Source organism: Micromonospora sp. NPDC093243 (genome assembly GCF_044753725.1).
GTDB lineage: Bacteria > Actinomycetota > Actinomycetes > Mycobacteriales > Micromonosporaceae > Micromonospora.
In genome coordinates, this window is record NZ_JBIVNT010000001.1 from 980182 (window position 1) to 997986 (window position 17805).

Genomic DNA, 17805 nt, shown 5'->3' on the forward strand with positions numbered 1-17805 from the left:
AGCACTGGGAGTGTCCGAATGCCCTCTGAATACGCCAAGTCGCTGGGCGCCCGCCTGCGCTCCATCCGCCAGCAGCAGGGGCTGTCCCTGCAGGGGGTGGAAGAGAAGTCGAACGGGCGGTGGAAGGCCGTGGTGGTCGGCTCGTACGAGCGCGGCGACCGCGCCGTAACGGTGTCCCGCCTGGCCGAGCTGGCCGACTTCTACCGCGTTCCCGTCTCGGAGCTGCTGCCCGACGGCAGCGGGGTGCGTCACGAGCCCACCAGCAAGATCGTTCTGGACCTGGAGCGGCTCTACGACGAGGCCTCCGAGGACCTCGCCTACGTGGCCCGCTACGCCCGGGCGATCCAGCAGCAGCGCGGTGACTACAACGGCCGGGTGCTCTCGATCCGCGCCGACGACCTGCGCGCCCTGGCGATCGTCTACGACGCCTCGCCGTCCGGTCTGATCGAGCGGCTCACCGAGCACGGCGTGCTGGTCGCCGACCCGCGGGCGTTCTTCGCCTCCTGACCTGCGAACACCCGAAGGGCCCGTGCCGTCCGGCACGGGCCCTTCGTGGTGGTACGGGTGCGGCGGAGCCGCTTTCAGCGGGTGGCGTACTCGGCGATCCGGCCGAGCACCCCGTTGAGGAAGCGCGGCGAGTCGTCGGTCGACATCTGCCGGGCCAGCTCGACCGCCTCGCTGATCGCCACCGCGTCGTCGATCTCGTCGACGTAGAGCAGCTCGTAGACCGCGATCCGGGCGAGGTTGCGGTCGACCACCGGCATCCGCTCCAGCGTCCAGCCCTCGGTGTAGCTGGCGATCAGCTCGTCGATCCGGTCGAGGTGGGCGGCGACCCCCTCGACCAGGCCCACCGCGTAGCCCAGGTGCTCGGGGTGCGGTCGCTCGATCCGCTGCAGGTAGCCGGCGAGCACCTCCACCGGAGGGTGATCCCGCAGGTCGGCCTCGAAGAGCACATCCAGTGCCCGCTTGCGCGCCTTGCGGCGCGCCGGCATCTGCTGCTTGGGACCCTCAGCCATCAGGAGCGGCCGAGGTAACGGCCGTCGCGGGTGTCGACCTTGATCTTCTCGCCGGTGGTGATGAAGAGGGGCACCTGCACGGTCGCGCCGGTCTCGACGGTCGCCGGCTTGTTGCCGCCGGTCGAGCGGTCGCCCTGCAGACCCGGCTCGGTGTAGGTGACCTCGAGCACGACGCTGGTCGGCAGCTCGATGTAGAGCGGGACGCCCTCGTGGGTGGCGACGGTCGCCTCGGCCTCGGGCAGCAGGTAGTTGGCCGCCTCGCCGACCGTGCCGCCGGGCACGGTGATCTGGTCGAAGGTCTCCAGATCCATGAAGACGTAGTCTTCGCCGTCGGCGTAGAGGTACTGCATGGTGCGCTTGTCGACGGTCGCCGTCTCGACCTTGGTGCCCGCGTTGAAGGTCTTGTCGACCACCTTGCCGGAGAGCACGTTCTTCAACGTGGTGCGCACGAACGCACCACCCTTACCGGGCTTGACGTGCTGGAACTCGACTACGGCCCAGAGCTCCTTGTCGAGGTTGAGTACCAGGCCGTTCTTCAGGTCGTTGGTGGTGGCCATTTCCTGCCTTGATCATCAATTTGGCGGACAGACCTGGCAAGTCTACAAGCCGCCCGGGACGGCCGCCTCCGCCGTCACCGGCCGGCTCCCGGCGGGCGGCCAGCCCAACCCCCACACGCTGCCTGCCCACACCCGGCGGGCTGCCTCCCCACACCCCGGGGGCTGCCTGCCCACACCCGCAGGTCCGCGTGGCCGCGCCCGGGAACTGTCCGCCCGCAGCCGGCCCCGCTACAACCGCCGCACCTACGGGCCCGACCGCCCCCAGAGCAAAGGCGGCGAGGAAGGGGGTCGGCGCACTCCGCGCCGGTCACGGTGAGCGAACAACGCGTGGAACAGCGCCAACGGACCTGGCTCAGGCGTCAGGCGTCAGGGTGGCCAGGTGGTGCAGGGCGAGGCGGTAGCCGTCGACGCCGAGCCCGGCGATCACTCCGGTCGCCACCGCGGAGACCACCGAGTGCTGCCGGAACTCCTCGCGAGCGTGGATGTTGGAGATGTGCACCTCGACCAGCGGTCCGCGCAGCTGCGCGCAGGCGTCCCGGACGGCGTAGGAGTAGTGCGACCAGGCGGCCGGGTTCAGCACCACCGCGGCGCCCTCGTCGGCGGCGGCGTGCAGCCAGCCGAGCAGCTCGTGCTCGGCGTCGGTCTGCCGGACGGTGACGTCCAGGCCCAACTCACGGCCGGCCGACTCGCAGAGCGTCACCAGGTCGGCGTAGCTGGTCGCGCCGTACACCTCGGGCTGGCGGGTGCCCAGCCGGCCCAGGTTCGGCCCGTTCAGCACGTACACCTTCACCCGGCTGCCACCTCCGCGTAGGCGGCGCGGAGCAGGTCGTCGTCCGGGCCGTCCAGGATCGCCGGGCGGGCCAGCCCGTCCAGCACCACGAAGCGCAGCCGGTCACCCCGGGCCTTCTTGTCCACCCGCATCGCCCCCAGCAGCTCCGGCCAGGCGTCGGCCCGGTAGCTGGTGGGCAGGCCGAGCGCGGCGACGGCGGCGCGGTGCCGGCCGGCGGTCGCCTCGTCGAGCCGGCCGGCGAGGCGGGCCAGAGTGCCGGCGTAGACCAGGCCGACGGCGACCGCGTGCCCGTGCCGCCAGCGGTAGCCCTCCACCTTCTCGATCGCGTGCGCCAGGGTGTGACCGTAGTTGAGCACCTCGCGGACGCCGGACTCGCGCAGGTCGCCGGAGACCACGTCGGCCTTGACCCGGATCGCCCGCTCGATCAGCTCCCGGGTCACCGGCCCGCCGGGGTCGGTTGCCGCCGCCGGGTCGGCCTCGACCAGGTCGAGGATCACCGGGTCGGCGATGAAGCCGCACTTGACCACCTCGGCCAGCCCGGCGGCCAGGTCGCTCGGGGGCAGGCTGTCCAGGGTGGCCAGGTCGGCGAGGACCCCGACCGGCGGGTGGAACGCGCCGACCAGGTTCTTGCCGGCGGCGGTGTTGATCCCGGTCTTGCCGCCGACCGCGGCGTCGACCATGCCGAGCAGGGAGGTGGCGACCGGCACCCAGCGCACCCCGCGAAGCCAGGACGCGGCGACGAAGCCGGCGAGGTCGGTCACCGCGCCACCGCCCACGCCGACCACCGCGTCGGAGCGGGTGAAGCCCGCCGCGCCGAGCCGGTCCCAGCACGCCGCGGCGACGTCGATCTGCTTGCCGGCCTCGGCGTCCGGCACCTCGATCGGCAGCGGAGCGACGCCGGCGGCGTTGAGCCGCTCGCCGACCGCGTCGGCCAACTCCTTCAACGGTGGCGCGTGCAGCAGCGCCACCCGGGTCGCCCCGGGCAGCAGGCCGGGGAGCGTGTCGAGCAGGTCGCGTCCCACCAGCACGTCGTACGGCCGCTCGCCGCCGACCGGGATCCGGGTCACCTCGTCCATCGCCGGCAGCCTAGTCCAGCGGGCCCGGACCGGGCGACGTCAGCGCGCCAGCAGGGCGGTGATCTCGGCGGCGATCTCCGCCGGGCTCCGCCCGTCGGTGACCACCGTCGCGGTCGCCACCTCGGTGTAGAGCGGTCGGCGCTGGTCCATCAGGTGCTTCAGCGTCGCCCGCGGGTTGAGCGTCAACAGCGGGCGCCCGACGCCCAGGCCGACCCGCTTCACCGCGTCGGGCAGCTCGACGGAGAGGTGCACCACGGTGTGCCCGACCAGGGCGGCCCGGGTCTCCTCGGCGAGGACCGCGCCGCCGCCGAGGGCGAGCACCCCCGGGCAGGAGGCGAGCGCCGCGGCCACCGCGGCCCGTTCGAGGGCCCGGAAGTGCGCCTCGCCCTCGTCGATGAAGATTTCCGGGATCGGCTTGCCGGCCATCCGCTCGATGTCCAGGTCGGTGTCGCGGAACTCCACGCCGAGCGCGGCGGCGAGCGCCTCACCGACCGTGGTCTTGCCCGAGCCGGGCGCGCCGACCAGCACACAGACCGGCCTGGTCGCCCCGAGCGCCGGATCGGGACCGGCCACGGTCACCGGATCACCAGCGCGTCCAGGTAGCCGGCCAGGTTGCGCCGGATCTCGGCAACCGAGTCGCCACCGAACTTCTCCATGGTCGCCTCGGCCAGCACCAGGGCGACCATCGCCTCGGCCACCACCGCGGCGGCGGGCACCGCGCAGACGTCCGAACGCTGGTTGATCGCGGTGGCCGGCTCGCCGGTGGTCACGTCGATGGTGGCCAGGGCCCGGTTCAGCGACGAGATCGGCTTCATCGCGGCCTTGACCCGCAGCGGCTCACCGGTGGTGATGCCGCCCTCCAGCCCGCCGGCCCGGTCGGTGACCCGGCGTACGCCGGTGGCGGTCGGCATGATCTCGTCGTGCGCCTCGGAGCCGCGGGAGCGCGCCTGCTGCCAGCCGTCGCCGATCTCCACGCCCTTGATCGCCTGGATGGACATCAGCGCGGTGGCCAGCCGGGCGTCCAGCTTGCGGTCCCACTGCACGTGGCTGCCCAACCCCGGCGGCACCCCGTACGCCAGCACCTCGACCACGCCACCGAGGGTGTCGGCGGCCTTCTTCGCGGCGTCGACCTCGGCGACCATCCGGGCGCTGGCCTCCGGGTCGAGGCAGCGCAGCGGATCGGCGTCGATCCGGGCGGCGTCCTCCGGGCGCGGGCGCAGCCCCGGCTTGACCGCGACCGGCCCCAGCTCCACCACGTGCGAGACGATCTCGATGCCGAGGGTCTGCTTCACCAGCGCCTTGGCGACGGTGCCGACCGCGACCCGGGCGGCGGTCTCCCGGGCGCTGGCCCGCTCCAGGATCGGCCGGGCGTCGGTGTGGCCGTACTTCTGCATGCCGGCGAGGTCGGCGTGGCCGGGCCGGGGACGGGTGAGCGGGGCGTTGCGGGCCTGCCCGGCCAACTCGTCGGCGTCGACCGGGTCGGGGGCCATCACGGTGCGCCACTTCGGCCACTCGGAGTTGCCGACCCGGACCGCGACCGGGCTGCCGATGGTGACGCCGTGCCGCAGGCCGCCGATCACCTCGACCTCGTCCTGCTCGAACGCCATCCGCGCGCCCCGGCCATAACCCAGCCGCCGGCGGGCCAGCTCGGCGGAGATGTCGCCGGTGGTCACCTCGACCCCGGCGGGCACCCCCTCGATCAGCGCGACGAGGGCGGGTCCGTGCGATTCACCTGCAGTCAGCCAGCGCAACACAGCGGTCAGTCTGTCACGCCGGGTGGTCACCGCCGTGCGGTGCCCGCCCCGTCCCGTCCTGCGGACGACGGCGTCCGCCACCAGCGTGCCCGGCCCGGCCGGGTCGCCGACCCGATCATGATCGGCGAACCGGGGTCACGGCCTGCGGATCGCGATCAACGACTTGGTGAGGCCCAGCAGGCGCTCATTTCGAATGGTGGCGTCGGGAAAGAGGTAACGCAGCTCGGCCCGACCGACGAGTTCCGTCGTCAGGACCTGTTTCATCGCCAGGTCGTAGGATTTTCCGGGCGTGTAGGCGAGGGGCCACTTGCGCGCCACGACAACCCGCGCCGACACCGGCAGGAATTGCATTCCGGGCGCGACCCAGTGCGGCTCGATCGGGAAGTAACGGTAAGGCGTCTGGACCCAGTAGGCCGGCGCCAGCTCCCGGACCGCCTCCGCCATTCGCCGACGCCGCTCGTATCCGCCGACGTGCTCCAGCACGCTGTTGCTGAAGACGAGGTCGTAGCGGCGGTTCAGGACACTCTTGGGCAGCTCGCACGCATCGGCGTGGTCGGCCTCGGCCCACTCGGGCAGCTCCGTGGGGAGCGGCTCAAGATTGACCACGTGCACGTGTGCCGGACGCACCGGAACCTTGGCCCAGCTCTCCACCCGACCGCCCAGGTCGAGGACATTCATCTCGGCGAGATCCGGAAAAGTGTCCGAGAGCCACGCGGCACGCCGGGCGCGCCGTTTCGCGCCCAGGGAAGTCGGCGAATCAACCAGATAGAACCTGAGCGAGTGGAGGGCCATGGAATCAGATTTTTATCGATCGATTCGACCGTGTCATCGGCCGATCGGTCCGTGCCATCAGGGCTCGTGGAACAAACGCGTCCCCGCCGAATCCGCCCGGCCGATCCGGCGGCGCCATCGTCAGATCCCCCGGCCGCGCCGGTGCAGGCTGCGCAGCACCGCGTCCGCGCGGACCACCCGGCCGGCCACCGCGAGCGCCAGGTAGGCGCGCGGCTCGCGCGGGTTGCGCCGCAGGGTGTGGCGGGCCCAGCGGACGGCGCCGCGCCGGTCACCGGAGGCGGCCCGGGCGAAGGCGATCTGACCCGCCACCCGCGCCTCGCCGGCCGGCTGGCCGGCGAACTCCGGGTAGCGCTTCAGCAGCCACTGCAACGCCTCGGAGATGGTGTCCCAGCGCTGCGCGAAGTAGGACCGCTTGTGCCAGCGCACCAGCACGTACGGGGTGCGCAGGTTGACCAGCGGCGCGCTGCGCGCCGCCCGGAGCAGGAACTCGTAGTCCTCGGCGTAGCTGCCCGGGATCTCCTCGTCGACCAGCCCGAAGCCGTCGCGCAGCGCGGCGGCGCGGATCACGAAGGTGGACGGGTGCAGCTCGGTCATCCGGTCGCGCAGCAGATCGGCGAGGCCGACCCGGTCCTTGTCGAGCACCCGGTCGACGGTGTGCCCGTCGTAGCTGACCCGGATGCCGCAGCTGACGAACTCCGCCTCGGGCGCGGCGGCGAGCGCGGCGACCTGGGCGGCGAGCTTGCCCGGCAGCCACTCGTCGTCGTCGTCGCAGAACGCGATCAACTCCCCGTCGGCGGCCAGGGTGCCCGAGTTGCGCGCCCCGGCCAGCCCGGGGGTGCGCTCGTTGCGGATCACCCGCACGCTGCGCTCGGGCCGGGACAGCGCGGCCAGCGACCCGTCCGGCTCGGACTGGTCGTAGACCACCACGACCTCGATGGGGGCGGGATGGTCCTGGTCGAGGATGGCCCGTACGGCGGCGCGGAGCAGCTCCGGCCGGTCCCGGGTGGGCACCACGACGCTGACCGTGGGCGTCACGGCTTGCGCCCCTCGCCCTGGGTGGGCCGGGCCCACGCCCGCCACCACTGCCGGCGTCGCCCGGCCGCTGCGGCGACCAGCCCGTCCACGATCTGCCCGACCCGGTTCACCGCCTCGTGCCGCGCGTCGTGCGCCTGCGGGTCCGCGGCGACCGCGAAGCGGGCCGCGTCGGCCAGCCCGGCGGCGAGCGCGGTGCGCAGGTCCTGCCGGGACTCGCAGAGCGCGACCATGCCGGCCGCGCCGAGCCGGCGGGCGAAGAGCAGCTGGTGATCGTCGACGTGCTCGCCGTGGGACGGATCCCGGGGGACCACGATCGGCAGGTGACCGTGCCGGCGGGCCTCCAGGATCGTCGCCGGCCCGCCGTGACAGACCACCAGGTCGGCGTCGGCCATCGCGGTCTGCAACGCGTCGTGGCCGAGGAACGGCACCGCGCCGGGCACCGCGGGGGCCCGGGTGTGCCCATGCTGGACGGTGAGCCCGATCTGGTCGGTGGCCTCGGCGTGCCACTCCTCCAGCCAGTTCACCAGCCGGTCGAAGGGGTGCTTGTCGGTGCCGACGGCGACCAGCAGCTGGAGTCGGGCGGCGTCGGCGCGGTCGCGCTGGCGCGGCACCCGGGTCGGGTCGGGGCGGCCGGCGGGCCGGGCCGGGTGCGACGCCGGCCGGGTCGGCGCGGGCCGGTGCGCCGGGGCGGTCCCGGTTGTCGCGTCCCCGCTCACAGCAGCGTCCCCACGACGGTCGCCTCGGGGTACTGCCGGCGCTGCTCGTCCCACTGCACGAGCATGGCGCTGAGGAACGGGCGGCAGAGCCGGGCGGTCAGCGTCGGGGTGTCGATCCGGTCGTACACCTCGATGTAGACGGTCGGGATGCCGCGCAGCCGGGCCACCACCACGAACGGGACGGCGACGCCGGCGCCGGTGGTGACCACCGCGGCGACCCGCCGGCGACGCAGCACCCGCCAGGCGAGCACCGCGTTGCGCAACAGGTTCGGCACGTTGCGGGTGGTCGGGTGGTGCGCCGGCACCAGTTCCTCGCCGGCGAGCAGCGACACCGCCTCCGGCGTGTCGAAGGTGACCCAGCACCGACGCCGCTGCTCGTACCAGGGCCGCAGTGCCAGAAGTTGGGCCAGGTGGCCGCCGCTGGAACTGACCAGCAGCAGGACCGGGGGCCCGCCATCCTCAGTGTTCGTGTCCACGCGACTCCCCACAAGTTCGCTTGGAGTTTCGGTCGGCGCCACGCAAGAGCAGATCACAGCTCGACCGACCGTTGTATAGGGCGACCGGGTGATCGACCGCCCCTCCGCCGGGGTCGCCGGCCACCCCGTACGCCCGGCGGTCCATCGACCACCATCACGACCAGCAATTCTTCCGTCACGCTACGCCAATGGTCAACAGTCATCGGCGTGGCGATCCGACCGGATCAGCCGCTATGTCGTTTCTCGATGACGTCCAGGAGCGCGGGATGCAACGCGCTGTTCCAGCCCGCCCCGGCGTCGGCCAGCCGCCAGGTCCGCAGCCACATCTCCAGCAGGTAGCCGTCGGCCACGAGGCGGCGCTGTGCCGGCCCGAGCCCCAACCGCTCGCCGTACCGGTCGAGCTGCGCGTCGACGGCCCGCGCGGCCGTCGCGGCCGGTTCCGCGCGCAGCACCACGGCCCGCTGGAACGCGTCGTGCGCCAGGTCGAAGCCGAGGGGTACGTCCGGTCCACTGTGCTCCCAGTCCCACGCGACCAGCCGGCCGTCGTGCCGGCCCAGGTTCCACGGCACCCAGTCGCCGTGCCAGTGCCCGAACTCGACCGGTGTGCCGCCGTGCCGGCGGGCCAGCTCCGTCACCGCGGCGACTGCCCGGGCGCCGGCCGGTTCGGCCACGGCGGAGCGGTCCGCCTCGGCGGTCAACCGGGCCAGGAACGGCGATCCGGCCAGCGGCCGGGGCGGCGCCGCCGGACGGCCCCGACGGGCCACCGCGAGCAGCGCCGCGATCCGAGGCGGATCGGTGACCGGCACCCCGCGCACCCTCGACGGCAGTGGCTCGACCACGGCGATGAGCTGCCCCGCCCAGTCGAGCTCGGCGAGCAGCCGGGGCGTCACCGGATGGTCGGGCACCCCGATCACCTCGGCCAGCGTGCGCAGCGCGGCGGACTCGGCGGCGACCAGCGCCCGGGTGGCGCCGTTCCAGCCGATCTTCGCGTACCCGCGGGGCCGGCCGTCGGCGGTGAAGAGCTGCAGGGTGGGTTTGTGGTTGGCGTCCGGTGGCCGTACCCCGCAGGCGGCGTGCAGCGGCGCGCCGCCGAGGGCCGCGGCGAGCCGCTCGGCCAGCAGCAGCTCGGCCAGCGGCGCCCCGGCCGGCACCGCGACGGTCAGGGTGGGAAAGGCCCGCTGCACCGCGCCGACCCGGGACAGCCCGCCGAGCGCGGCCCGGACCGCGCGCACCTTCGGCGGCCGCAGCGCGTTGTACGCCAGCAGCGATGCCGCGGTGACCCGGGGCGCGCCGAGCGGCAGCAGGAAACGGGCCCGGGACAGCGACGGCACCACCGCGTAGCGGGCGACCGCCCGGTGCCCGGCCGGCGGGGCGCCGCCCACGGTCAGCGCCACCCGTTCGTCGCCGAAGACCGCCCGGCTCACCCAGCCCAGCCCGTCGCCGCGGGTACGCGGATCGGCGGACGCGGCGACCGAGGCGGTCACGCCGCCCGGTCCGGCCAGTCGAGGTCCAGCCCGAGCCGCCGGCGCAGCGCGTCGTTGTACGGCCGGTAGTACGCGGTCAGCTCCGCCCGCAGCGCCGGCTCCAGCGGCGCCGAACGGCGGTCGTTGTAGACCTTGAAGTCGGGCAGGTCGTGCGGGGGCAGCCCGAGGAAGTCGAGCGTGCGGCGGTAGGTGCCGCGGGCGTCGCGGTAGAGGTCCTCGCTGGGCAGGAAGAGGATCTGCGCCCGGTCGAACCGGTCCAGCCACGGCTCCAGGTGTTCCAGGTAGCGCCCCCGGGCCCGGTAGCTGTACCAGTCGTAGCGTTCGCTGAAGTACTCCGGCTCGGCGAGAAGCCGCTCCCGCTCCCCCGCCGTGCGTTTCTCCTCGGCGGCGAGCGCGTCGGCGAAGTCCAGCGGCTCGATGCCGTGCGTCCGCCGCTCCTTCCAGTGCGAGTACGCCCGCTCGACCGGGTCCCGCAGCAGCACCACCAGCCGTACCGACGGCATCAGCGCGGCGACCCGCTGCGCCGCCAGCGGATGGAACATGTAGAGCGGGGCGGCCTCGCCGACCCGCACCGGCCCGCCGTGCCGGCTCTCCAGCGCCGCCCGCTGCCGGACGGTCGGAAAGTGCGAGCGGTACCACGCCTCGCCCCGGTGCCAGTTCTCCTCGAAGTAGTGCGAGGCCTTGGTGTTCCAGGCCGGAAAGAGGCGCGGCACCAGCGGGTGCTGCACCAGGTAGTTCCAGAGCGAGGTGGTGCCGCCCCGCTTGGTGCCGATGATGAGGAAGTCCGGCAGTGGCCGCCGGTCGCTGGTGCGCACCGCGTAGTCGACCAGAGAGTCCTTCACCCGGTCGGTCACCTGGGTCGGCACGAGCTGCTTCACCCGGTCTCGGATGGACGGCACGACGGACCTCACCTGCCCTTCATCGACGCCGCGGCGGCATCGGCGGCGGTCGGCGCCGCCTGCTCCCGGCCACGGACCTGACTCATGGTCACCCGGATGCGCCGTCGCACCCGGGGCAACGTCAACAAGCCGACGCAGCCGGCCGCCAGCACCGCAAGCGCCACCGCCAGCCCGGGGATCTCCCGCCCGGCGCCCAGCACACCGGCGAGCGCCGCCGTACCCACCACGGCGACCGTTCCGGCTGCCGCCCGCAACAGCGCCGCGTCGAGCAGGGGCTGACCGACCACCGCCCGGGCGCAGGCGGCGGCGGTGAGGTTCTCGGTGACGATCCCGGCCGCCCAGGCCAGCGCCGCGCCGGTCGCGCCGTGCCCGGGGATCAGCCACAGCCCCAGGGAGACGGTGACCAGCAGGCCGGCGAGGGCGGCGGTCAGGTGCAGGCCGCTGCGCCCGCCCATCAGCAGCAGGCTCTGCACGTTGCCGACCCCGGTGTTGACCAGCATGGCCAGCGCCAGCACCGTCATCGCCGGCGCGCCGGCGGCGAACTCCGGGCCGAAGAGCTGGAGGAAGGCCGGCCCGAAGACGGCGAGCAGCAGATAGACCGGCCAGGAGAGCACCAGCGCCCAGGTGGTCAGCTGCCGGTGCACCGCCGCCGCGGCCGCCCGCTCGCCGCGGCCGAGCAGCCGGGACAGCTGCGGCGAGACCGCCACCCGCAGCCCCTGCATGGCCAACTGCCCGGCGAGAATGTAGCGGCCGACCGCGCCGAACACGCCGGCGTCGGCCTGCCCGGCGAGCACCGAGGTGAGCAGTACCCCCACCCACATGCTGCCCGCGTCGATCGCGGCCGAGGCGGCCCGGGGCAGCGCGAACCGCCAGAACACCGACCAGTCGGCCCGCTCCGGGCGCAGCACCGCGCCCCGGCCGACGCCGAGCGGACCGGCGACCAGAGTGAGGCAGACCAGCAGCGCGAGCGCCGCCGGCACCAGCCAACCGGTCATGCCGGCGAGCAGGCCACCACCGGCGAGGGCGGCCGCGCCGACCAGCACCGGCCGGGCGACCGGCAGCAGGAAGAACTGCACCGCGACGTACGCCCGGATCGGCCGTACGCAGCGCAGCGCCGCGAGCAGCAGGGTCATCCCGACCACCACCGGCACCGCCGCGAAGCTCAGCGCCAGCAGCGGCGGGCCGGCGGCGCCGGAGCCGCCCAGCAGCCGGGGCGCGAACGCGTCGGCGGCCAGCACCCCGACGCCGGCGACCAGCACCGCGACGACCAGCGGCGGGATCAGCGCGACCGGCAGCACCCGGGCGGCGTTCCCGCCCGGCCCGGTGCGCCGCCGCGGCAGGGCCCACATCAACCCGGTCTCCGCCCCGAGCGTGCAGACCGCGGTGGCGACGGTGACCACTCCGATCGCGGCGAAGAACGCGCCCGAGCCCACCGTGCCGTAGCCCCGGGTGATCACGACCGCGAGCACGAAACCGAAGAGGCCGCTGGTCGCGGCGCCGACCAGCCCGGCGGCGCCGCTGCGGGCGCCCCGGCGGGCCTCCACCGTGCGGTCGATCGGATCGACGCTCTCGTCGGCGACGACGGCGCCGGGGCCGGTCGCCGAACCGCCGGACGCCCCCGTCGGACCACCGGGACGGGTGGCGGCGGTCATGCCGGCACCGCCTCGGGACGTCGGGTCGGGCGCGCGCGCCGGGTGGCGCGGGCCTCGCGTTCGGCGATCGCGATCGCGAAGGTGATGGCGAAGAACGCGACGGCGAGGTTCGGACTGGCCATGCCGTAGAACGGGAACTGCACCAGGCAGACCACGGGGACCACCGCCAGCCACTGGCCGGCGGCCGAGGTGGCCCGGGCGCAGAGCACCGCGGCGACCACGAACCAGGCGAGGAAGCAGAGCAACGCGGGCACGCCGTGGCTGAACAGCACCATCCAGAGCTGCCCCTGCGTGCCGATGGGCGCGGCCGCGGTGACGGTGTCCACGTTGACCGGCGCGCCGTAGCCGAGCCACGGCGAGTCCGCTATCCGCCGGATAACCTCGAGATAGAGCGAGAGCCGGTCGGTGTTGGTGTCACTGGACTCGACCCGGTTGCCGATCAGCTCGGTGACCGGGATGAACAGGGTGGCGAGCCCGCTGATCACCACGATCCCGACGATGGACGCCGCCACCCGCACATTCCCGCGCAGACCGGCCCGGATGCCCAGCACGGCCAGCCCCGCGCCGAGGCTGAGGAACATCCCCCGGTTGAGGGTGAGGAACGCCGGCGCCAGCGACAGCGGCAGCGTCGCCAGGAGCAGCCAGCGCAGCACGCCGCGGGGGCGCAGCATGGTGTACGCGACCACGGCGGGCAGCGTCATCGCGTACGCGCTGCCGTAGTTGTTCGTGTACGGGAAGGGCGCCGCCGGTCGGTAGATCGGGTTCAGGGACCGGGCGCTGTACTCGGCCGTGCTCAGGTGCACCATGTCCTGGATGAACGGGTTGCCGGCCACTCCGCCCGGGAGCAGCAGCTCCATCGGCGTGGTCATCGCCAACCGGGGTACCAGCACCCCCAGCCAGCCCAGCACGACCAGCCCGCACCAGAACGCGCAGAGCGGGGTCAGCACGGCCACGGGGTCGGCGCGCTCGCGCACGGCGGTGTAGACGTAGACCCCGACGACCAGCGCGGTGGCGTAGAAGGCCAGCCGCAGCGTGAACGACAGCACCGCCGACGGCGCCTGCAACTGGGTGGCACTCACCACCACGAGGCAGAGGAACAGCAGCCAGATTCCCGTCGCCGGGGGCAGCGGCACCCGCCCCCGGGTGACCAGCAGCACGAAGAGCAGCGCGCCGAGCAGCGGCCAGCCGAGGTAGAAGGCGCCGGCCAGCCACCAGAGCGGCACCAGCCCGAACATCACCGCCAGCGGCCAGAGCGGCAGCAGCGGCGGCGCGGGCGCCGGCGGCGGATCGAGCGGCGCGGCCGGCCGCGGATCACCCCCGGCCGGATCGCTGGTGGCCGGGGCCCGGGTGGTCGACACGGTCAGCCCCGGCCGCTGCGGGTGAGCACGAAGCCCAACGGCGTCACCCCGGCGGCCCGCAGCCGCTCGACCAGCCGGCGCAGGTCGCTCTGCCGGGTCCGGTCCCGCTCCACCACCACCACCGCGGTGCCCTGGCGGGCGATCGCCACGCCGCGCTCGTCGGACTCCGCCGGCGGGGCGTTGTAGAGCACCAGCCCGTGGTCGGCGCCCTGACGCCAACTGCCGAACCGGACGCTGCCGATGCCGACCGGCACGTCCTCGGCCCCGATCACCCGGCCGTTCTCGCCGCCCTGCGCGGAGGTGACCCGCGGCAGGGTCAGGGTGGCGTCCGGGTCGGTCGAGGGGCGCGCGCCGGGCGGGTGCGGCGACGGCCGTCGCGCCGCCGTGTCCGCTGCCACGGGCGTCCCGGCCGGGCGCGGCTTGGGCACGATCGACCGGGTGGGTTCGGCGACCGCCGGCAGCCGCCCCCGGTCGGCGAGCACGGCGGTGCGCAGCCGCTCGACCCGCCCGCTGTCGTCGGCGACGAACACCTCCCGACCGTCGGCGGCCAGCGCCACGGCGAGCCCGGCGGTCAGCCCGCTCGGATCCTCGCGGGCGGTCAGCAGGGCGACCCGGGCGGGCTGTCGGACCCGCTCGGCGATCGCCATCGCCACGTAGCGCACGTCGGCGTCGACGGCCCGGCGCGGGCCCCGGAACCGCTGCCGCCGCACGGTGCCCAGCAGGGGCAGGCCGGTGGCGTCACGGCCGTCGGTCACCGAACGGATCCGCCGGTCCATCGACTCCCACAGGTAGGCCAGCATGACCCCGACGAGCAGGCCGCCGAGCAGACCGGCGAGGAGGTAGGTCGGCCGGTGCCCGGCGGCGGAGACCAGCGCCTTCTCCGCGGTCTGGGTGACCCAGCCGGGGTTGACGTCGACCGCGGCGATCTCGGTACGCGCGGAGTTGAGCTGGGTCAGCTGGCTGTTGATCCCGGCGAGCTCGGCCACCGCGGCGTCCCCGGCGGCGGTGTCGCGGGCGCCGTTGACCCGCTTCTGCACCGCGCTCTGCTGGGCGACGACCTTGGCAATGCTCTCGTCGTAGGAGCGCAGCATCTCGGAGCGCTGCTTCTCGTACATGGTGCGCCGCACGTCCAGGTAGGCCTGGGCGGCGAGGTTAGCGCTCTCCACCGCGCGCTGCGGGCTGGGCGCCTGGTAGAGGAAGCGCAGGATCTGCCCGCCGGTCGGCACCTCGACCTCGAGCGCGGCGCGGATGTCGCGCGGGTCGCCGTCGACCGCGTCGGCGAGCCGCTGCACCACCTCGGTGCCGGTGGCGATGCCGCTCTCCACGTTCATGTTCACCGCGCGGTCGGCGCCGGCGCCGCTCGGCGTGAACGCGTCGGTCACCACCGGCCGGACCGCCACCACCGCGCTGGCGGTCACCGCCGACGGGACCAGCACCAGGTAGCCGAGCGCGGCGAGCAGGCCGACCGCGGCCACCCCGGCGACGAGGCGGAACCGGTGCAGGGGCACGCGGAGCAGGTCGGTCAGGGTCACCGTGCGGCCCGCACCGCCGCCGCGCGCGGCGTCGACGGGCCAGGAACCGGCTGCTGGGTCAGTCATGGAACTTCTTCACCGTCTGTTGAGGATTGCCGACGACCACGACGCCCGGCGGCACGTCGGTGCGAACCACGGTGGCCGCACCGACGACCGAGTCCCGGCCGATCCGGACGCCCTTCAGCACCAACGCGTGGGTGCCGATCCAGACGTTCTCCTCGACGACGATCGGGGCCCGGGTGGCCGGGGTGGCCGGGTCGTGCCGCAGCTTGGGCGGCAGGTTGTGGAAGTCGCTGTCGAGCAACTCGCAGTCGGAGAGCAGGCAGCGGTCCTCAATGGTCACCGAGGTCCAGCTGCCGATCCAGGTGGCGTTGAGCAGACAGTCGGCCCCGACCCGGACCTCGCCCGGGCCGGCGAAGCGGACCAGCTTGTTGATCCGGGTGCGCTCGCCGATGTGGACCCGGATCCCGCGACGCAGCCGGATCCGGCCGCGGATCTCGACGTCGCGGCCGAGCGTCAGCCGCCGGTAGCGCAGCCGGTACCAGCCACGTTTGACGGCGAAGACGACGCGCACCGCGCGCCCACCGCGGAGACCACCGGCACCGGCCAACGACCCCTCCCCCATGTGTGGCAGGGCCGGCGACGGTGGTCCCGTCGCCGGCCCGACGTGAACAATCTACCGATGATCGGCTACGAAGAGTAGACGGTCGATCACTGCACCGCGAAGAACGTCGACGGCGAGGACCAGGTGAGCTCCGGTGTCGCCGTCGCCACCACCGTGGTGGCCGTCCCGTCGACCACCGGAGCGGCCGTCGGGTCGAACGGGACGCTGCGCAGCGTGCCGTCGGTGGCGCCGTAGACGATCCGGCCGCCGACCCAGGCCATCCCGCGCACCGTCGACCAGGTCACCCCGGTGGTGGGCAGGCTGAACTCGGTGGCGCCGAGGTAGTTGCCGTCGATCTCGAAGTAGCGGTAGTAGAGCGCGTTCGCCCCGCTGCGGGTGTAGTAGAGCCGTCCGTTGAGGAAGAACGCGCCGGTCAGCGCGGCCGGGTTGTACCAGTCGTTGTAGCCGGAGGCCTCCCACGGCGCGCCGATCGCTCCGCCGCTGAACAGCGAGATGTCGATCCGGCTGCCGGTGGGGGTGCCGGCCACCGCGTGCGACCAGTAGATCCGGTCGTCGACCCGCCAGGTCGCGCCGGCCGCCGTGTAGTTGGGCTGGCTGACCGTGGTCGGCGTGCCGAGGGTGGTGCCGTTGAAGGGCACCTTGGCCACCGTGCCCGGGCCGGTACCGAGGTAGAGGTTGCCGGTGCTGGCCGTCGGCGGGTTCTTCGGGGTGATGGTGCGCCCGCCGGCCAGCGGGAACATGCCGAGCCGGCCGTGGTACTCCTCGCCCATCCCGTCGGAGTTGTGCCCGAAGTAGAGCCCGTCGGATCCGCGCCAGAGCACCGGCACCGCGGACCCCCACGAGCTGGCGCCGGAGGGCAGCGCCGAGCCGCCGCTACGGCGGGGGTTCCAGTTGATCGGCATGCCGGTGGCCGGGGTGACCGCACCGATGCCCAGCCGGTCGACCGCGCCGGCGCCGGCGTTGTCGCTGGCGTTCGGGTTGTTCAGCCAGCGGAAGTGCCCGCCGAGGTAGATGACGTTGTCGGCCACCTCCACCGAGGTGACCGTGTCGTTGCCGGTGAAGTCGACCCAGGTGGCGAGCTGGCCGCTGCCCCGGTTCGCGGTCTCGAACCGGACCAGCGCGTCGCAGTACGCGGCCGGCCAGCCGGCGCCGCCGTTGGTGCCGACCACGAACCAGCTGCCGTCGCCGCCGAACTTGACGTCCTGTACGTAGTGGACGAAGGTCGCCGGGGCCGCGCACGGCGGCACGAACTTCTCGGTGCTCCAGTCCAGCACGGTCGGGGTGCCGGTCAGGTCGACCAACGCCATCTGGTTGCGCGGCAGGTCGTTGACGTTGAGGAAGTTGCCGCCCACGGCGAGCGTGCCGCCGTCGGGCGAGACGTCGATGGTCCAGACGTACGACGTGGTGCTGTGCCGCCCGACGGTGGCGTTGACGTTGAAGGTCGGGTCGATCGCGCCGGTGGTCGCGTTGAGCCGGCCGAGACCGGCGTGCGCGGTGCCGTTGAGCCAGTTGAACGCGCCGGCCACGTAGAGCCAGTTGCCGTGCAGCACCAGGTCGCGGACCGTGCCGCCGTCCGAGCGGCCGACCCAGCTGTCGATGATCGCGCCGGTGGTCGGGTTGAGCGCGACCAGGTTCCGCCGGGCGACCCCGTTGACGTTCTTGAAGGTGCCGCCGACGATGAGCGTCCCGCCGGGGCCGGCGATCAGCGTGTTGACCGCGCCGTCCAGCACCGGCAGGAAGCCGGTGGAGATCGTGCCGGTGCTCCGGTCGTACGCGAAGAGGTAGCGCTGGGTGACCCACGCGGAGCTGGCGGTCTGGCGGATCTGGGTGAAGCTCCCGCCGACGAACACCAGGTTGCCGACCTCCGCGAACGCCCGGGTCTCACCGTCTCTGGCGTGCGGGGTCGCATTGGCCGGGTTAGCCGACACCACGGTCGCCGGCGCCGGCGTGGGCACCACGGCCGCGGAGGTCACGGTCGGCACGGCGAGTACCGCGGCGACGGTGGTCAGCGCGACCGTCCCCGCCCAGATGCGAAGTCTTGTC

The 17805-nt window shown here is 73.8% G+C and carries 18 protein-coding genes; 1 reads left to right on the top strand and 17 read right to left on the bottom strand.

What is annotated here, in order from left to right; genetic code table 11:
- Window positions 1-18 precede the first annotated feature (18 nt).
- Window positions 19-507 (top strand): transcriptional regulator, encoded by a 489-nt coding sequence (locus tag ACIP9D_RS04455; RefSeq protein ID WP_013285505.1) that lies wholly within the window; start codon window positions 19-21, stop codon window positions 505-507.
- Between the two features lie 74 nt (window positions 508-581).
- Here ACIP9D_RS04455 and nusB read toward each other — a convergent pair whose 3' ends face one another.
- From nusB to ACIP9D_RS04540, 17 genes are all read right to left on the bottom strand, one after another.
- Window positions 582-992, bottom strand: a complete 411-nt coding sequence (nusB, locus tag ACIP9D_RS04460) for a transcription antitermination factor NusB (RefSeq protein WP_350871156.1) — start codon at window positions 990-992, stop codon at window positions 582-584.
- A gap of 23 nt (window positions 993-1015) precedes the next feature.
- Window positions 1016-1573, bottom strand: coding sequence for an elongation factor P (gene efp, locus ACIP9D_RS04465; protein ID WP_120683886.1), 558 nt, complete (start codon window positions 1571-1573; stop codon window positions 1016-1018).
- A gap of 352 nt (window positions 1574-1925) precedes the next feature.
- Window positions 1926-2363: a type II 3-dehydroquinate dehydratase gene (gene aroQ / locus ACIP9D_RS04470; RefSeq protein WP_350871011.1), complete on the bottom strand. Its 438-nt coding sequence runs from the start codon at window positions 2361-2363 to the stop codon at window positions 1926-1928.
- On the bottom strand, window positions 2360-3439 hold the full coding sequence (gene aroB, locus ACIP9D_RS04475; protein WP_350871014.1) for a 3-dehydroquinate synthase: 1080 nt from the start codon (window positions 3437-3439) through the stop codon (window positions 2360-2362). Before aroB ends, aroQ begins: the two co-directional genes overlap by 4 nt.
- A 39-nt stretch (window positions 3440-3478) precedes the next feature.
- Entirely contained in the window at window positions 3479-4012 is a 534-nt protein-coding gene (locus ACIP9D_RS04480) for a shikimate kinase (RefSeq protein ID WP_350871159.1), read from the bottom strand.
- Window positions 4013-4014: 2 nt separating this feature from the next.
- The gene (gene aroC, locus ACIP9D_RS04485; protein WP_350871016.1) at window positions 4015-5193 is read right to left on the bottom strand and encodes a chorismate synthase; all 1179 of its coding nucleotides are present in this window, start codon (window positions 5191-5193) and stop codon (window positions 4015-4017) included.
- A gap of 135 nt (window positions 5194-5328) precedes the next feature.
- Entirely contained in the window at window positions 5329-5985 is a 657-nt protein-coding gene (locus ACIP9D_RS04490; RefSeq protein ID WP_350871018.1) for a class I SAM-dependent methyltransferase, read from the bottom strand.
- Window positions 5986-6105: 120 nt separating this feature from the next.
- Window positions 6106-7056, bottom strand: a complete 951-nt coding sequence (locus tag ACIP9D_RS04495; protein WP_400449307.1) for a glycosyltransferase family 2 protein — start codon at window positions 7054-7056, stop codon at window positions 6106-6108.
- A complete protein-coding gene (locus tag ACIP9D_RS04500) occupies window positions 7017-7631 on the bottom strand; it encodes a glycosyltransferase (protein ID WP_350871161.1) in 615 nt (204 codons plus the stop codon). The genes ACIP9D_RS04495 and ACIP9D_RS04500 overlap by 40 nt, the downstream gene beginning before the upstream one ends.
- A gap of 101 nt (window positions 7632-7732) precedes the next feature.
- Window positions 7733-8212 (bottom strand): UDP-N-acetylglucosamine--LPS N-acetylglucosamine transferase, encoded by a 480-nt coding sequence (locus ACIP9D_RS04505; RefSeq protein ID WP_350871022.1) that lies wholly within the window; start codon window positions 8210-8212, stop codon window positions 7733-7735.
- Window positions 8213-8436: 224 nt separating this feature from the next.
- Window positions 8437-9696, bottom strand: coding sequence for a hypothetical protein (locus ACIP9D_RS04510; protein ID WP_350871024.1), 1260 nt, complete (start codon window positions 9694-9696; stop codon window positions 8437-8439).
- Window positions 9693-10595, bottom strand: a complete 903-nt coding sequence (locus ACIP9D_RS04515) for a sulfotransferase domain-containing protein (protein WP_350871026.1) — start codon at window positions 10593-10595, stop codon at window positions 9693-9695. The genes ACIP9D_RS04510 and ACIP9D_RS04515 overlap by 4 nt, the downstream gene beginning before the upstream one ends.
- A gap of 8 nt (window positions 10596-10603) precedes the next feature.
- Window positions 10604-12247, bottom strand: a complete 1644-nt coding sequence (locus ACIP9D_RS04520) for a lipopolysaccharide biosynthesis protein (RefSeq protein WP_350871028.1) — start codon at window positions 12245-12247, stop codon at window positions 10604-10606.
- The gene (locus tag ACIP9D_RS04525) at window positions 12244-13605 is read right to left on the bottom strand and encodes an O-antigen ligase family protein (RefSeq protein ID WP_350871030.1); all 1362 of its coding nucleotides are present in this window, start codon (window positions 13603-13605) and stop codon (window positions 12244-12246) included. Before ACIP9D_RS04525 ends, ACIP9D_RS04520 begins: the two co-directional genes overlap by 4 nt.
- Before the next feature lie 2 nt (window positions 13606-13607).
- A complete protein-coding gene (locus ACIP9D_RS04530) occupies window positions 13608-15203 on the bottom strand; it encodes a lipopolysaccharide biosynthesis protein (RefSeq protein WP_350871032.1) in 1596 nt (531 codons plus the stop codon).
- Window positions 15196-15762: a DapH/DapD/GlmU-related protein gene (locus ACIP9D_RS04535; protein WP_350871033.1), complete on the bottom strand. Its 567-nt coding sequence runs from the start codon at window positions 15760-15762 to the stop codon at window positions 15196-15198. The genes ACIP9D_RS04530 and ACIP9D_RS04535 overlap by 8 nt, the downstream gene beginning before the upstream one ends.
- A gap of 86 nt (window positions 15763-15848) precedes the next feature.
- Window positions 15849-17792 carry a hypothetical protein gene (locus tag ACIP9D_RS04540; protein ID WP_350871162.1) on the bottom strand — a complete coding sequence of 648 codons (1944 nt, stop codon included), beginning with the start codon at window positions 17790-17792 and terminating at the stop codon, window positions 15849-15851.
- Window positions 17793-17805: the final 13 nt, after the last annotated feature.

What these genes read in the sequence shown, in the direction of transcription:
- ACIP9D_RS04530 (WP_350871032.1), bottom strand. Translation starts at nt 15,203, where the DNA reads ATGACTGACCCAGCAGCCGGTTCCTGGCCCGTCGACGCCGCGCGCGGC.
- aroB (WP_350871014.1), bottom strand. Translation starts at nt 3,439, where the DNA reads ATGGACGAGGTGACCCGGATCCCGGTCGGCGGCGAGCGGCCGTACGAC.
- ACIP9D_RS04490 (WP_350871018.1), bottom strand. Translation starts at nt 5,985, where the DNA reads ATGGCCCTCCACTCGCTCAGGTTCTATCTGGTTGATTCGCCGACTTCC.
- ACIP9D_RS04535 (WP_350871033.1), bottom strand. Translation starts at nt 15,762, where the DNA reads ATGGGGGAGGGGTCGTTGGCCGGTGCCGGTGGTCTCCGCGGTGGGCGC.
- ACIP9D_RS04455 (WP_013285505.1), top strand. Translation starts at nt 19, where the DNA reads ATGCCCTCTGAATACGCCAAGTCGCTGGGCGCCCGCCTGCGCTCCATC.
- nusB (WP_350871156.1), bottom strand. Translation starts at nt 992, where the DNA reads ATGCCGGCGCGCCGCAAGGCGCGCAAGCGGGCACTGGATGTGCTCTTC.
- ACIP9D_RS04520 (WP_350871028.1), bottom strand. Translation starts at nt 12,247, where the DNA reads ATGACCGCCGCCACCCGTCCCGGTGGTCCGACGGGGGCGTCCGGCGGT.
- efp (WP_120683886.1), bottom strand. Translation starts at nt 1,573, where the DNA reads ATGGCCACCACCAACGACCTGAAGAACGGCCTGGTACTCAACCTCGAC.